Raw genomic sequence first — 17,353 nt, 5'->3', positions numbered from 1 at the left:
CAATGATTGAACGATTAATGAAATTAAAGAAGTTGAACCGTTAAATCGGTTAACTGTTTAATCGCAAAACAAACGATTAAACGATTAAACAAATAAACAGTTAAACATTAAACATGAAAGAATTAAGCGTAGATCATTTATTAGGAATCAAATATATCAACGAGAATGATATTAACCTGATTTTTGAAACGGCAGATCATTTTAAAGAAGTCATTAATAGACCAATTAAAAAAGTTCCTTCATTACGAGATATTACCATTGCCAATATTTTCTTTGAAAACAGTACAAGAACCAAACTTTCTTTTGAATTAGCGCAGAAACGTTTATCTGCTGATGTGATCAGTTTTTCTGCAGCTCAATCTTCGGTTAAAAAAGGAGAGACCTTGATTGATACTGTAAACAATATCCTTTCGATGAAAGTAGATATGGTTGTAATGCGCCACTCTAATCCCGGAGCGGCTTATTTTTTATCTAAAAATGTTAAAGCCAGTATTGTAAACGCCGGAGACGGAGCGCACGAACATCCAACTCAGGCTTTATTGGACAGTTATTCTATCAGAGAAAAATTGGGCGATGTTGCTGGAAAAAAAGTAGTTATTGTAGGCGATATTCTGCATTCGAGAGTTGCCTTATCTAACATATATGCTTTGCAGATGCAAGGCGCTGAAGTAAAAGTTTGCGGACCAAAAACATTGATTCCGAGATATATCGAATCACTTGGTGTTACGGTTGAGCCGAATTTAAGAAAAGCTTTAGAATGGTGTGATGTAGCCAATATGCTTCGCGTTCAAAACGAACGTATGGATGTGAATTTCTTTCCATCGACACGCGAATACGCGCAACAATACGGAGTTGACAAACAGCTTTTGGATTCTCTTAGCAAAGAAATCGTAATCATGCACCCAGGACCAATCAATAGAGGAGTAGAGATTACTTCTGAAGTAGCCGATTCAGATCATTCGGTGATTTTAAATCAGGTGGAGAATGGTGTTGCGATTAGAATGGCGGTTATTTATTTATTGGCTTCTAAGATTCAGCAATAATTTAGTTGTCAGTCACAGTCGCAGTTTTCAGCATTTAACAACTTTGACATTTGTCAGGCTGAGCGAAGTCGAAGCCACGTTTGCAAAGCACGTTTCATTTTTAAAAAGCACTTCGACTTCGCTCAGTGTGACACTTGTTTAAAAACTGAAAACTGCGACTGCGACTGAAAACTCTATAAAAAAACTTCGTATCTTAGCACGCAGAAAAATCAATTTTTATATAAGCCCCACAAATTATAAAATGAAAGTAGATCAAAAAGGACATACCGTTACCATTAAGGATACGCAAGGAGATGTAAATTCTTTCTTGGAAAAAGTGACGCAACAAATCAAGACTTTTGAAAAACATAATATTATAATCGATCTTTCATCTGATTCGGCTTTGACTGAAAATGATTTGACGCTTTTTTTACCGCTTTCAAAACAACAGAAAAAAGCTAAAAAGTCATTTGTAATTGTAGCTACAGATCTTGATTTTAATGCTATTTCAGATAAATTGGTTGTGGTTCCTTCTCTTTTGGAAGCACACGATATTATCGAAATGGAGGAAATAGAAAGAGACTTAGGATTTTAAAAATAAGGTTTAATTGTTTATTCGTTTAACTGTTTAATCGTTTTGATTTGATTTTAGCCGATTAAACGATTTACCGATTAAACAAATAAACAAATTGAAACTAACGATACTTGGCTGTTATGCCGCAACTCCTAGAACGATTACTAATCCAACTGCGCAGGTTTTAGAAATCAAAAATCGATTGTTTTTGATTGACTGCGGAGAAGGAACTCAGGTTCAGCTTCGAAAAAATAAGATTAAATTCTCAAAGATCAATCACATTTTTATTTCGCATCTTCACGGCGATCATCTTTATGGTTTGATCGGAACAATTTCAACTTTTTCGCTTTTAGGAAGAACTACAGATTTGCATATTTATGGTCCAAAAGGGATTAAAGAATTAATTCTTCTTCAATTAAAATTGACCGAATCATGGACAACTTATGATTTGTTTTTCCACGAATTAGAATCAAAAGAGAGCGAAGTTGTTTTTGAAGACAAGAAAGTTATAGTAAAGACAATTCCGCTGAAACATCGAGTTTATACAAATGGTTATCTTTTTCAGGAGAAGCCAGATGAAAGAAAACTTAATATTGAAGCTGTTCAGAAATATGATATTCACGTTGCTTATTACCAAAAGATAAAAAATGGAGGTGATATCAAATTGGATGATGGTACCGTAATTGAAAACGAAAAATTGACTTTTGATCCGGCTCCGCCAAAAAGTTACGCCTTTTGCTCTGATACTGTTTATCATGAAGCTGTACTGCCAATTATTGAAAATGTCGATGTTTTGTATCACGAATCGACTTTTTTAGAATCGGAAGCTTCATTGGCACAAAAAACATTACATTCAACAGCAAAAGAAGCGGCACGAATTGCCTTAAAAGCAAATGCAAAACAATTGATTTTAGGTCATTATTCGACGCGATATGATGGTTTAGAACGTTTTAAGCAAGAAGCCGAAGAAGTTTTTCCCAATGTACTTTTAGCAGATGACGGCCTGAGTTTTGAGTTTTAATCTAAGATGCTAAGATACTAAGGTGCTAAGGTTCTAAGTTTTGAAGCGTGACTATATGATGTCACCCTGAGCGAAGTCGAAGGGCTTTTGTAATAGAGAGGGCTTCGACTACGCTCAGCCTGACAAACCTGAAACTTGAAACCTGAAACAAAAAATCTAAAATCAACAATCTAAAATAATAAATCATGAACGATTTAAGTAATTATAGAAGATCCTACGAAAAGAGCGAATTACTGGAAACGAATATTCCAGAAGATCCAATTAACTTATTTAACCGATGGTTTCATGAAGTGGAAGATTTTGGCGGCAGCGGAGAAGTGAACGCTATGACGGTTTCGACAATTGGATTGGATGGTTTCCCGAAATCGCGCGTGGTTTTGTTGAAGAAATTCTCTGAAGAAGGATTTATATTTTACACCAATTATAATTCGGAAAAAGGGAAAGCGATTGAAAATAATCCAAATGTTTGTTTGTCTTTCTTTTGGCAGGAAATGGAACGCCAAGTTATTATAAAGGGAATTGCGCAAAAAACTTCTGAAAATATTTCAGACGGTTATTTTGATTCTCGTCCAAATGGAAGCAAGCTTGGTGCAATAGTTTCCAATCAAAGTGAGGTTATTCCATCGAGAGCTTTCTTGGAAGAAAACTTGAAAAATCTTGAGGCGCAATTTGAAGGAAAAGAAATTCCGAGACCTGAAAATTGGGGTGGATATTTAGTAACTCCTTTACAGGTAGAATTTTGGCAAGGAAGACCTAACCGACTTCATGACCGAATTCGATATACAAGCCAATCTGATTTTTCATGGAAGATTGAGCGATTATCATCTTAGTTGTAAGAAAATTATTTTATAAATAAAAAAATAGATGCATTTCATCGATTAATTTTGTAGTTTACCGACAATTTGAATACGTTTGACGTAAGAAAAGTGAAACAATTTATTTAAATTATAAAAATTTAAAGGATTTGCCCCAACATTTACCTTTAGGCATTAAACTACTGTATGATTATGAAGAAGATAATGCGCATCATGACGTTCATTGCAATACTAATTGCAGTGAACGCATGTTCTGCTGATACTGCAGAGGGAACTGAAAACAGTACTTCAACTGAAATTCTGATTACGAACTACGCGTACAATGATTCAGAATTAGAAACCATGAAATTGATTAACGATTACCGAGTTGGTATTGGTCTAAATGCTTTAGAACCAATCAATCATATTTCGGCTAAATGCGAAGAACACAACAAATATATGATTGAAAAAAATGTTGTTGATCATAATGATTTTGTAGCACGTTCTGAAAACCTTGAAAAAGTGCTGGGTGCAAAAAAAGTTGGAGAAAATGTAGCTTATAACTACAAGACTTCAGAAGCTGCGTTAAAAGCGTGGTTAGAAAGTCCAGGACATAAAGAAAATATTGAAGGTAATTTTACTCATTTTGGTCTAGCAGTTACTATTGATGCTAAAACTGGTAAAAAATATTATACTAACATTTTTGTTAGGATTTAAGGATAAACTTAAGACTGGTTGGTTTTTAGTGATCGTTGCAGGTTTTATATCTGTGACGATTTTTTTTTTTGCATAAAAAAAGCTGTCTGAAATAGACAGCTTCTTTTTTCCAAATTATGATAATCTTAACTAGTAACTAAAGTGCCGTAATAATAAATTCGCTTCGTCTGTTCAGTTGATGTTCTTCTTCAGTACAAGGAACACCATCAGAACATTTGTTTACAAGCTGTGTTTCTCCATATCCTTTTCCGGTTAAGCGATCGGCTTTGATACCGTTTTTGATCAACCATTGAATAGTAGATTTTGCTCTTCGGTCAGACAAACCTTCATTGTATTGATGTGATGCACGGCTGTCTGTATGTGAGCGAATATCAAGTTTCATTGCCGGATAATCGTTTAATACAGCCAATATTTTTTCTAAATCTAATGCAGCTTCAGGTCTGATGTTTGATTTGTCCAAGTCGAAGTAAATCATTTTGATACCAAAACATTTTCCTAAATCATCACCAACAGTAACACGACACATGCGTTTAGTTAAAGCAATTGGCAAGTCGGTTTTTCCGCTTACTTTATCAATTGTTACGCTAACTTCTCTAGTTTCATAATCTTGGTTTTCAGCACGAACATTATAGGTTTTTTTGCAATCAACTGGAAATTTATATAATCCTGTCGCATCGGCCGTTGTCGTGTTTTTGACCACTTGATTTTCGTATAAAGTAACTTTAGCTCCAGGCAAAATTTCATTTGTTGCAATATCGGTTATAAGACCGCTTAATTCCTGAATGCATTTTAGCCTTCGGGTTTCTAAGAATTTATAGATATCATCTGAACCTAGCCCGCCATCTTTATTGGAACTGAAATAACCAAGTCTACTTTTAGAATCTATAAAATAGGCAAAATCATCTTTTGGGGAATTCACATCGGCGCCGAGATTTTGAATATTGCTGATACTGCCATCGCTGTCAATATCTCCCACAAAAACATCTAGACCTCCCAATCCTGGATGACCGTCTGAGGCAAAGTAAATTTCATTGTCATCTGTTACAAACGGAAAAGTTTCTTTTCCTTCTGTATTTATTGGTTTTCCTAAATTTTCTGGATTGCCAAAGCTTCCATCTTCATTGATGCTCACTTTATAAATATCTGATTGTCCAATTGTGCCTGGCATATCAGAGGCAAAATATAGTGTTTTTCCGTCTGGACTAAGTGCGGGATGTGCCGTACTGTAATTGTCACTTGTAAAAGATAATGGCGTTATATTGGTCCATTGCCCTTTACTGTCGAGATTGGCTTTGTATAATTTTACTAAAGTAATTTTATTAGCATCTTTTCCTTTTTTACCATCTACAAAATTGTTTCTAGTGAAGTATGCAGTTTTCCCATCTTTTGAAAAAACGGGAGTTGCTTCGTTGAATTTACTGTTTAAAGCATTTTTGAATTTGTTTACTTTAGAAGCAGTATAGGTCGAAGGATCGACATCGGCATCATAAATATTGGTAAAGTATTCGCCTGTCCATTTGTGTTTTCTTTGCGAAAAATTTCCAGTATCTCTTGCAGATGCGAAGTATAATTTGTTGTTGTAAACAAATGATCCGTAATCTGAATATTTGCTGTTTATTCCAGCATTTTCAATATTATATCGGCCTGAGTTGGCTTTGATTTGGTCCAGATAATTTACATCTTCTTTATACAGTTTTGCTCTATTGTCGTTTTTGTTTTTGGCATCAAATTCGTCTAGAATTTTATTTGCTTTTTTTGTATCACCTATCGATTTTAGCGATTGAGCATATCTGTAGTAGTATTCAGGTTCTATGTTCGAATTCATTGCAAACAACTCACCATACCATTTAGCAGCGCCTTCAAAATCTGAATTGAAATAATAAGAATTTCCAAGCTTCTTGAACATTTCTTCAGATTTATATCCTTTATCTGCTACTTTTTCATACGTTTTTATTGCGTCAACATAAGCGTAATTATTGTATTTTTTATCACCAGAGTTTACTTTTGACTGCTGTGAATAACTGTCCAATGAAAAAACGCTTACAAATGTTAGGCAAAGGAAAATATAATTTTTCATAGTACTTATTTTTAGAAGAAACGAGGAGTTGTGATTTTACCATTTTTAGTAAAGAATTCATAACGCAGGAATATTTCATGAGATCCTGAATTATAGTTATTCAGGTTTGTGGTTTCATGATCGTAACCATAACCTAAATAAAGACCGTCTGTGATTTGGAACCCAACCATGGCGCTTAATGAAGCGCTCCATCTGTAGCCAACGCCCGCAACAAATTTGTCAAAGAACATAAAGTTCGCTGAAAGATCTACTTGAAGCGGTGCACCTTCAACCATTTTTGTAAGTACAGCTGGTTTGAATTTGATGTATTGGTATTTATCCAAATCAAATACATAACCTGCCATTAAATAATAATTAATTTTGTCTTTGAAAATGGCAATATCATTATCGTCGTAACGATTTGTTTCAATAAAATTTGGAATAGAAAAACCAATATAAGCTTTGTCTGAATGCCAATAAACTCCGGCTCCTACATTTGGACTAAATTTGTTATTCAAATCTTGGAATTGTGGATCTCCAGAAATTTCTGGATTCAGTTTATTGACATCTAAATTGAATATATTGGCAGTTCCTTTAATACCAAACGACAGTTTGAAATTGGCAGATGTTTGGACTGTATATGAAACATCAACAGAAATGTTGTTTTCATTTGTAGGACCAATTTTATCATTAACAAGTGAGCCTCCAATTCCCAGATTACTATTGTTAATAGGAGTATTTACAGAGAAAGTGCTTGTTTCTGGTGCGCCATCAAGACCAACCCATTGTGTACGATATAGTCCAAAAATGCTTAAGGCTCCACGAGAACCTGCATAAGCAGGATTTATGTTTATTGTGTTGTACATGTATTGCGTATATTGAGCATCTTGCTGTGCGTGACTTGCAATAGTTACAAACAGAATGACGAAGTAAAATAATTTTGTTCTCATAGTAGATGTTTATTATTTCAATTTTACTATTGAATTATTAATGAAATCCTCTAAAAAAATCCACGATATTATTCTTTCAATTCCCGGATTTTTAATACTACCTGCTGTATTAGGCTGATATAAATATTATATCAGCCTTTCAGCAGTCTGGGTTTATTTTGAAAGATAGAGGTATCCGTCTTTTTTGTTATATTGAATTACATTATTACCGTCTAAAGATTTGTAAGTCACAATGTAGAAGTACGTTCCTGTTGGCAAACCTTCAGATTTGTTAACAGTAGTTCTTCCTCGTGAAGTTCCATCAAACGCATTCGTTGTATTGTTATAGTCAGTAGTTTCAAAGACTAATATTCCCCAACGATTATAGATCTCGACTGTGTTTCCTGGATAACAGGTCAAGTCGCCAATACCATCAATTACAAATACATCATTTATACCGTCTCCGTTTGGAGAGAAAGCATTATGTACCACTATGTTTTCACATGGTAATACTTTACAGTCATCATTGACTTCCATATTAAGTACTACACTACGAGGGCAGTTTTGATCAGTAATTCTGTATTCAAATGCATAGTTTCCAATGGCTAACCCAAGTGCATTTAAGACACCGTCTCTCAATGCATTAGTGTTGTTTGTATCAACCCAAGTTCCATTTCTTGGCGTATCTGTTGGAAGAAGAGAAAGCAAGTCGATTAAAGTTGAATCATCATTACAAGCTGAACTGCTTAGTGTTGTTACACCATTTGGAATAACTGTTATGGTAATTGTACCGGTATCACAATTGTCTGGATTTAATTTTTCACAAATTTGATACGTCAATGTGTAAGTTCCAGGCGCTGTTAAGCTTGTTACATTTAGATTACCAGAAGCATCTACCGTAATATTTGGATCAGTTTTTACATCATTGGTTTGCGGTAATACACTAAAGTTTACTAATTGTAGTGCCACTGGAGCCTGATTCAATACGTCATTGCTTAATACATTTCCAACGATTCCAAATCGGTTACAACCAATGTTTGTAAAGCTATCGTCGTTTGCCACAATTGCTGTTTTACCAACAGTTACTGTTACTATTGCTGTATCACAGTTTCCAAAGTCAGCGTTTTCACAAATTTGATAAGTCAATGTGTAAGTTCCCGCTGGTGTGTTTGGCGCCACAGTAATTGATCCATCAGGGTTTAATGTCAGAACTCCTTTAGGATCTGGCGTTACCGTTGTCAAAGTAACATCACTTGGATTTATTGGTGAGCCGTTTAAAGTATCATTAGTATAAACATTGATTATATTTGTTCCTCCGGTTACTCCGTTTATTGGTCCTGCTGTATCGTCATTGGCAACAATTGCAAATGTTGGTCTAGAAGTACAATAAGGATCAGCTGGCGGATAACTTACGACGATCGTTTCGCTTGGATTAACAGAGATTGTAACGGTAGCTGTTGGACGAAGATTTTCAAATCCGTCTGGAGCCTGAATCCATTTGTTATCTTGGAAAACCCATCCTGGCCAGTCAATGCCATTTCCGTTCTGATCTACTACAGCTCCTGGCCACAATACTCTTCCGGTAAGCGGTAGGTTGGTCATTGTAGTGACTACATTATTATTGCTGTCAGCCCATGTAATTGTTACGCCGTTTTTAGGTGTAAAGTTAACTGGCGTTGCAGAATAGTCAAGATAAGGAATATCGTTCACACAAATTGATGTTGCAGTAACCGTCATAACTGGAGCTTCAATTGTAATAGTCACAGTTGCTATGTCACAATTTGAAGTTTGATCAGCTTCGCAAATTTGGTATACCATTGTTAATGTACCTGCTGGTGCATTTGGCAAAATATCTACAGAACCATCAGGATTCAATTGCAAGAATTCGTTTGGAGTTACAGTTGTTATTATAACTTCTGAAGCAGTTACTGGTTGACCTTCAAGTGTATCATTTGTTAATACATTTAATACATTTGGTGTTGTGGTATTAACTCCTGGGAAAGGTCCGCCATTGTCATCATTGGCAACAAGGTCTTGGAACTCTTTGCAATTAACTCCAAAGTCAATATCTAAATGAACTAAATCTTCTGGTGTTACATTTACAATGTATCCATCTGCACTTGTAGTTGTACATACGGTATGCATTTGTATTTTGCCAGTTTTAGATGTTGCTTTTTTAGCTGTACTTGCTGATGGAAGAACTTTCACTAATCCAGTTGCTCCTAAAGTGGCCGCAACGGCATCTAAGTTCGCATCTCTAACAAGTTTAACTTTGTACTCTCCATAAGGATTTTCGCTTTCTGGTCTGTTTCTCCAGAAACCTTGAATTCCAACGATTACTTCATCGTGATATCCATTTGGACCATCTACAATGACATTGGCACTCTTAGCATTTCCAAATCCGCCAGCATTTAATTCGCCAGCATTTTGTGGACCGGTATAGCTTCCATCACCGTTTAAGTCAAGCCATTCCCATTGGCTGTAGTCAATAGCGCCGTTGCTGTCAGGAATGTTTTTGGTAACAACACCATCATTGTTGGCATCATACCATTCATTTTGAATTCCGTCACTGTTAACGTCATACCAAACATAATCTCCTAAAACTGGAAGTTTTGATTTTCCATACAAGAAGTCATGTACTTGGAATTTACATTCTTCAAGAGTTGTAAAGAACAAGCTTGAATTTACTGGATATAATTGATATGCACTATTTAAATTAGCATCTTGAACCTGAACCAAATAACTTCCTGCAACCATACCAGTGAATGAATATTCTCCATTAGCATTAGTAATGCGAATTAAAATTGGACCAGGTGTAGTGCCTTGAGGGATCAAGGTTACAGGTACATTCGCAATCGGAGTGTTAGTGTCCACATTAATTACCTGTCCAGAAACTTTCACTTTGTAATTTGGTTGTGTAATAGTTACCGTCGCCGCTGCTGTACAAACTTGGCCTTCACCATTTACAGGTGCAGTTGCAGTAAGTGTATAAGTTCCAGCTGGCAAATTAGTATTTCCAACAACTTGATTACTAGCATTTGTAATTACAACAGTTGCACCTGGACTACTAGTTACTGCAATTGAACCGTCAGTTCCGTCAAGACAGCTTACATTTGTCGGAACTCCAGAAACAGATACTTTGTTGTCAACAGTAAATGTTTGAACTAATTCTGTTTTATTTCCTGCGCAATCTGTCAAAGTATAGGTTCTAGTCAATACATAAGCATTTCCGTCGCAACCATTAGCTCCATTATTAGAATCGCTTACAGTAACGATTACATTTCCTCCGCAATTATCAGCTTCATCAGTAATGTCAGCTGGATTTCCGGTTGGAATTTCAGTAGTGCTTTGTAAGCCCGCAACATTCGCAGGAGCAGTTCCTGTTGGCGGAGTTGTGTCTCTAACTGTAATGATTTGAGTAAATGAAGCTGTGTTTCCACTGCAGTCACTTGTTGTCCATTTACGTGTTAGGGTGTATTCAGTTCCACATTCATTTTTGATATCGCTTTTAGTTTCAGATAATACAATTGGTAAATCTCCACCACCACAATTGTCTGTAGCCTGAACATTTGCAGGTTCTGGAACCGCATCACATGAAACTGTTATATCAGATGGAAGTTCACCGTTAAATACTGGTTTCGTAGTATCTTGAATTGTGATCACTTGCGTGAAAGTTTCAGAAGTATTGCCACAATCATCTTTCACTGTCCATGTATTAGTATAAGTTCCGGCATTTGAACAACCTTCAGAAGCAACAAACTGGCCGCTTACTTTTGTGATGTTAGAAACATCTGTATCGCATAAATCAGAAGCTGTTGGGAATTGAGCTTGAGCAGTTGCAAGTCCTTCTGTATCACTGCATTCTAAAGTTACATTTAGAGTGCCGGCAACAGTATTCCAAGTTGGAGCAGTTTTATCTTCAATTGTGATCACTTGCGTGAAAGTTTCAGAAGTATTGCCACAATCGTCTTTCACAGTCCAAGTATTGGTATAAGTTCCAGAATTTCCGCATCCTTCAGAAGCTACAAATTGGCCGCTTACTTTTACAATGTTTGAAACATTCGTGTCGCATAAATCTGAAGCTACAGGGAATAAGGCTTGCGCCGATGCCAAAGCTTCTGTATTACTGCATTCAATTGTTTTGTTTAGAGAACCGATTTCAGTTGTCCAAGTTGGAGCAGTAGTATCTTCAATTGTAATTACTTGCGTGAAAGTTTCAGAGGTATTGCCACAATCATCTTTCACAGTCCAAGTATTGGTATAAGTTCCAGCATTTCCGCATCCTTCAGAAGCTACAAATTGGCCACTTACTTTTACAATGTTTGAAACATTCGTGTCGCATAAATCTGAAGCTACAGGGAATAAGGCTTGCGCCGATGCCAAAGCTTCTGTATTACTGCATTCAATTGTTTTGTTTAGAGAACCGATTTCAGTTGTCCAAGTTGGAGCAGTAGTATCTTCAATTGTAATTACTTGCGTGAAAGTTTCAGAGGTATTGCCACAATCATCTTTCACAGTCCAAGTATTGGTATAAGTTCCAGCATTTCCGCATCCTTCAGAAGCTACAAATTGGCCACTTACTTTTACAATGTTTGAAACATTCGCATCGCATAAATCTGAAGCTACAGGGAATAAGGCTTGCGCCGATGCCAAAGCTTCTGTATTACTACATTCAATTGTTTTGTTTAGAGAACCGATTTCAGTTGTCCAAGTTGGAGCAGTAGTATCCTGAATTGTGATCACTTGTGTGAAAGTTTCAGAAGTATTACCACAATCATCTTTTACTGTCCATGTATTGGTATAAGTTCCAGCATTTGAACATCCTTCAGAAGCTACAAACTGACCGCTTACTTTGGTTATGTTGGTGACATCGGCATCACATAAGTCAGAAGCAGTTGGGAAAAGTGCTTGAGCATTAGCAAGTCCAGAGGTATCGCTACATTCCAAAGTCACATTCAAAGCTTGTGAAGCAGTTGTCCAAGTCGGTGCAGTTGTATCTTCGATTGTGATTACTTGATAGAAACTGTCGGTAACGTTTCCACAATCATCTTTTGCAATCCAGCTGTTAGTATATGTTCCAGCATTCGCACAACCTTCAGAAGCTACGAATTGCCCGCTTGTTTTGGTATAAGTTACAATTGTGCAATTTGCAGTAGCTTGAGGAGCCTGAGCCTGAGCTACGACTAATCCTGCTGTATCGCTACATTGTAAAGTTACGTTCAATGTTCCAGCTACTGTAATCCATTTTGGAGATGCACTATCTTGGATTGTAATTACTTGAGTGAATGTAGTTGAGGTGTTGTTGCAAAGATCTTTCGCAACCCAAGTATTGGTGTAAGTTCCAGTACTTCCACAGCTTCCTCTTTGTAATTCTCCGCTTGTTTTCACATAAGTTATGTTTCCATTGCAGTTATCAGTTGCAACTGGAGCTTGTGCTTGTGCAGCATTTAATCCTTCTGTATCGCTACATTGTAATGTAACGTTAAGAGCTTCTGCTGTAGTTGTCCAAGCTGGAGCAGTCGTGTCTTGGATAGTGATCACCTGAGTGAAAACTGTTGAAGTATTATTGCAGATATCCTTAGCGGTCCAAGTATTGGTATAAGTTCCAGAGTTTGCACAAGTTCCAGCTGCGAAAGTTCCGCTCACTTTTGTATAGGTTACGGTTCCGCCGCAATTGTCTGTGGCAACCGGAGCCTGACTTTGTGCTGCTGCCAATCCTGCCGCATTGCTGCATTCCAAAGTCACATTCAGAGAACCCGCCTGTGTTGTCCAAGCTGGGGCTGTGGTGTCTTGGATAGTGATCACCTGAGTGAAAACTGTTGAAGTATTGTTGCAGATATCCTTAGCGGTCCAAGTATTGGTGTAGGTTCCAGAGTTTGCACAAGTTCCAGCTGCGAAAGTTCCGCTCACTTTTGTATAGGTTACGGTTCCGCCGCAATTGTCTGTGGCAACCGGAGCCTGACTTTGTGCTGCTGCCAATCCTGCCGTATTGCTGCATTCCAAAGTCACATTCAGAGAACCAGCCTGTGTTGTCCAAGCTGGGGCTGTCGTGTCTTGGATAGTGATTACCTGAGTGAAAACTGTTGAAGTATTGTTGCAGATATCCTTAGCGGTCCAAGTGTTGGTGTAGGTTCCAGAGTTTGCACAAGTTCCAGCGGCGAAAGTTCCGCTCACTTTTGTATAGGTTACGGTTCCGCCGCAATTGTCTGTGGCAACCGGAGCCTGACTTTGTGCTGCTGCCAATCCTGCCGTATTGCTGCATTCCAAAGTCACATTCAGAGAACCAGCCTGTGTTGTCCAAGCTGGGGCTGTCGTGTCTTGGATAGTGATCACCTGAGTGAAAACTGTTGAAGTATTGTTGCAGATATCCTTAGCAGTCCAAGTGTTGGTGTAGGTTCCAGAGTTTGCACAAGTTCCAGCTGCGAAAGTTCCGCTCACTTTTGTATAGGTTACGGTTCCGCCGCAATTGTCTGTGGCAACCGGAGCCTGACTTTGTGCTGCTGCCAATCCTGCCGTATTGCTGCATTCCAAAGTCACATTCAGAGAACCCGCCTGTGTTGTCCAAGCTGGGGCTGTCGTGTCTTGGATAGTGATTACCTGAGTGAAAACTGTTGAAGTATTGTTGCAGGCATCTTTAGCGGTCCAAGTGTTGGTGTAAGTTCCAGAGTTTGCACAAGTTCCAGCGGCGAAAGTTCCGCTCACTTTTGTATAGGTTACGGTTCCACCGCAATTGTCTGTGGCAACCGGAGCCTGACTTTGTGCTGCTGTCAATCCTGCCGTATCGCTGCATTCCAAAGTAGCATTTAATGAACCTGCTGTAGTTGTCCAAGCAGGGACTGTGGTGTCTTGGATAGTGATCACCTGAGTGAAAACTGTCGAAGTATTATTGCAGATATCCTTAGCGGTCCAAGTATTGGTGTAGGTTCCAGAGTTTGCACAAGTTCCAGCTGCGAAAGTTCCGCTCACTTTTGTATAGGTTACGGTTCCGCCGCAATTGTCTGTGGCAACAGGAGCCTGACTTTGTGCTGCTGTCAATCCTGCCGTATTGCTGCATTCCAAAGTCACATTCAAAGAACCCGCCTGTGTTGTCCAAGTCGGAGCAGTCGTGTCTTGGATAGTGATCACCTGAGTGAAAACTGTTGAAGTATTGTTGCAGATATCCTTAGCGGTCCAAGTATTGGTATAAGTTCCAGAGTTTGCACAAGTTCCAGCTGCGAAAGTTCCGCTCACTTTTGTATAGGTTACGGTTCCGCCGCAATTGTCTGTGGCAACCGGAGCCTGACTTTGTGCTGCTGTCAATCCTGCCGTATTGCTGCATTCCAAAGTCACATTCAAAGAACCCGCCTGTGTTGTCCAAGCTGGAGCAGTCGTGTCTTGGATAGTGATCACCTGAGTGAAAACTGTTGAAGTATTATTGCAGGCATCTTTAGCGGTCCAAGTGTTGGTGTAAGTTCCAGAGTTTGCACAAGTTCCAGCGGCGAAAGTTCCGCTCACTTTTGTATAGGTTACGGTTCCGCCGCAATTGTCTGTGGCAACCGGAGCCTGACTTTGTGCTGCTGTCAATCCTGCCGTATCGCTACATTGTAATGTCACGTTAAGAGCTTCTGCAGCAGTTGTCCAAGTCGGAGCAGTCGTGTCTTGGATAGTGATCACCTGAGTGAAAACTGTTGAAGTATTGTTGCAGATATCCTTAGCAGTCCAAGTGTTGGTGTAGGTTCCAGAGTTTGCACAAGTTCCAGCTGCGAAAGTTCCGCTCACTTTTGTATAGGTTACGGTTCCGCCGCAATTGTCTGTGGCAACCGGAGCCTGACTTTGTGCTGCTGTCAATCCTGCCGTATTGCTGCATTCCAAAGTCACATTCAGAGAACCCGCCTGTGTTGTCCAAATCGGAGCAGTCGTGTCTTGGATAGTGATCACCTGAGTGAAAACTGTCGAAGTATTGTTGCAGATATCCTTAGCAGTCCAAGTGTTGGTGTAGGTTCCAGAGTTTGCACAAGTTCCAGCGGCGAAAGTTCCGCTCACTTTTGTATAGGTTACGGTTCCGCCGCAATTGTCTGTGGCAACCGGAGCCTGACTTTGTGCTGCTGCCAATCCTTCTGTATCGCTACATTGTAATGTCACGTTAAGAGCTTCTGCAGCAGTTGTCCAAGTCGGAGCAGTGGTATCTTGGATAGTGATCACCTGAGTGAAAACTGTTGAAGTATTATTGCAGGCATCTTTAGCGGTCCAAGTGTTGGTGTAAGTTCCGGAGTTTGCACAAGTTCCAGCTGCGAAAGTTCCGCTCACTTTTGTATAGGTTACGGTTCCGCCGCAATTGTCTGTGGCAACAGGAGCCTGACTTTGTGCTGCTGTCAATCCTGCCGTATCGCTGCATTCCAAAGTAGCATTTAATGAACCTGCTGTAGTTGTCCAAGCTGGAGCAGTCGTGTCTTGGATAGTGATCACCTGAGTAAAAACTGTTGAAGTATTATTGCAGGCATCTTTAGCGGTCCAAGTGTTGGTGTAAGTTCCAGAGTTTGCACAAGTTCCAGCGGCGAAAGTTCCGCTCACTTTTGTATAGGTTACGGTTCCACCGCAATTGTCTGTGGCAACCGGAGCCTGACTTTGTGCTGTTGCCACTCCTGCTGTATTACTGCATTCCAAAGTAGCATTTAATGAACCTGCTGTAGTTGTCCAAGTCGGAGCTGTGGTGTCGTTAACAGTTACTATTTTTTCACAAGTAGAACTACATCCGTTTAAAGTAGTAGTTAATAATAATTTAAACGTTGTATTACACGTAGAACCAGCTTGAACAGTAACGTTTTGTGAATTTGTAGCTGATGTGATTGTAGCCCCATTTGCAGTTGCAGGAGGTAAAGACCAGGAATAGGTCGTCATATTGGCCGGAGCAGAATAAACGTTAGAAGAAGATAAACATACAGGGCCCGCAGTACCAGTAATAGAACAAGCAGTTGGAGTATTTACCGTTATGGTTGCTTCACTTGTCGCAATATTGCTTCCTGAGCATAAACCTGAATTAGAAAATATTGCTCTGAATTTTGTGGTTTCTGTTAAATTACCTGTATTGTAAGCTGTTAAACCTACAGTATTAGCGATATCTACCCACACTGAAAATGGTGCAACAGATGATTGCCATTTGATTACATTAGAATTAGCATTGAGACCTGTTATTGTTAAAGCAGCACTAGCTCCTGAACATATAGTTGAGTTTGGCCCAACTGTTCCTTTTAGTGGAATTCCAAAAGTAAGTGGAGTATTAGTGCATAGACTTGAATTAGGTGAGTTACCACTAACAGAAGCTAATTTTGTAACGTTAATTACGCCAGGATTATTGGGATCACAAATATTAATTCCCAAGCTTCCAAAAGGAACATTAAACTCTAAAAATGTAGCTCCGGAATTACAATTGGCATTACCTGCCTGAGCCGCAAGACCTGCAGGAATAACATTGGTTTGAGTTTTAACACTACCATTTCCGGTATATAAAGTAAAACCATTTCCGTTAGAATTAATTTCTAAGATATACTCAGCACCAGCTACACTAATGGTTCCTCCAAATGAATCTGAGGTTAATCCTGTTGAGGGATTATTATCGGTATCTAAGTACAATCTAAAAAGTGCCGAACCACCATTACCAATGTCCATACCTAATCGTAAAACTTGATTTTGGGTATCAACTTTAGCGTGAATCGTTCCAATGTTGCATGTTGAAGAAGGGTTAGCTAACAATACCGTGCTATAAACCGTTCCAGTCGCATATTCATCACCTACTGCACCTGGGCCAGGGCAGTAATTGCCATCATATGTGTTTTGAGAATAGCCACTTGTAATAAATATTAAAAGCAACGCAACATAAACGTATTTAATATTCATATTCATTAAAGTAATGTTTTTCATAATCTCTAATTTTTAAACTTTAGTAATCATATTTTGAGATTTTTTAATTAATAATCAGCTTTTTAACTGATTATTAATTTGTCAAGGCTTTGTTTTTTCAATAAAAAATTAGTCGGCTTGTAAAAAAGTGTGTCTGTTTTTAATAGGTTTTAGATTAATGTTTAATAAAATCCTCAAGAAGATGTAAAAACGGTTCTATTTATTTTTTTTAAATGGGACAAATAGGTTTTTAATCACATCGTACATTTCTAACCAAAAAAAATAACTTACAATTTTGACGCTTTTGAAATCTTTGAAGTGTCATTTTTTTATTCTTGCTAATTACTTCTCTGTTTTGTGATAT

Annotated in this window: 8 protein-coding genes; 5 read left to right on the top strand and 3 right to left on the bottom strand. The window is 38.3% G+C overall.

From position 1 onward, the window contains the following. Positions 1-113: 113 nt before the first annotated feature. From SCB73_RS20470 to SCB73_RS20450, 5 genes are all read left to right on the top strand, one after another. The gene (locus SCB73_RS20470; protein ID WP_320568027.1) at positions 114-1,043 is read left to right on the top strand and encodes an aspartate carbamoyltransferase catalytic subunit; all 930 of its coding nucleotides are present in this window, start codon (positions 114-116) and stop codon (positions 1,041-1,043) included. A 241-nt stretch (positions 1,044-1,284) separates the two neighbouring features. Beyond that, positions 1,285-1,617 carry a ribonuclease Z gene (locus SCB73_RS20465; protein WP_320568026.1) on the top strand — a complete coding sequence of 111 codons (333 nt, stop codon included), beginning with the start codon at positions 1,285-1,287 and terminating at the stop codon, positions 1,615-1,617. 94 nt (positions 1,618-1,711) lie between these two features. Beyond that, a complete protein-coding gene (locus SCB73_RS20460; protein WP_320568025.1) occupies positions 1,712-2,617 on the top strand; it encodes a ribonuclease Z in 906 nt (301 codons plus the stop codon). A gap of 185 nt (positions 2,618-2,802) precedes the next feature. Next, positions 2,803-3,447 carry a pyridoxamine 5'-phosphate oxidase gene (pdxH, locus tag SCB73_RS20455; RefSeq protein WP_320568024.1) on the top strand — a complete coding sequence of 215 codons (645 nt, stop codon included), beginning with the start codon at positions 2,803-2,805 and terminating at the stop codon, positions 3,445-3,447. Between the two features lie 177 nt (positions 3,448-3,624). Next, positions 3,625-4,128, top strand: coding sequence for a CAP domain-containing protein (locus tag SCB73_RS20450; protein ID WP_320568023.1), 504 nt, complete (start codon positions 3,625-3,627; stop codon positions 4,126-4,128). A 136-nt stretch (positions 4,129-4,264) separates the two neighbouring features. Here SCB73_RS20450 and SCB73_RS20445 read toward each other — a convergent pair whose 3' ends face one another. The 3 genes from SCB73_RS20445 to SCB73_RS20435 all read right to left on the bottom strand — a co-directional run bounded on the left by SCB73_RS20445 (position 4,265) and on the right by SCB73_RS20435 (position 17,010). Then, a complete protein-coding gene (locus SCB73_RS20445; RefSeq protein ID WP_320568022.1) occupies positions 4,265-6,205 on the bottom strand; it encodes an OmpA family protein in 1,941 nt (646 codons plus the stop codon). Positions 6,206-6,216: 11 nt separating this feature from the next. Beyond that, positions 6,217-7,134 carry a PorP/SprF family type IX secretion system membrane protein gene (locus SCB73_RS20440; protein WP_320568021.1) on the bottom strand — a complete coding sequence of 306 codons (918 nt, stop codon included), beginning with the start codon at positions 7,132-7,134 and terminating at the stop codon, positions 6,217-6,219. Between the two features lie 153 nt (positions 7,135-7,287). Then, on the bottom strand, positions 7,288-17,010 hold the full coding sequence (locus SCB73_RS20435; protein WP_320568020.1) for an HYR-like domain-containing protein: 9,723 nt from the start codon (positions 17,008-17,010) through the stop codon (positions 7,288-7,290). Positions 17,011-17,353: the final 343 nt, after the last annotated feature.

This window comes from Flavobacterium sp. KACC 22761 (genome assembly GCF_034058155.1).
GTDB lineage: Bacteria > Bacteroidota > Bacteroidia > Flavobacteriales > Flavobacteriaceae > Flavobacterium.
Note: the sequence above shows the minus strand (reverse complement) of the source record. Positions and strands in the feature narration are given on the sequence as shown.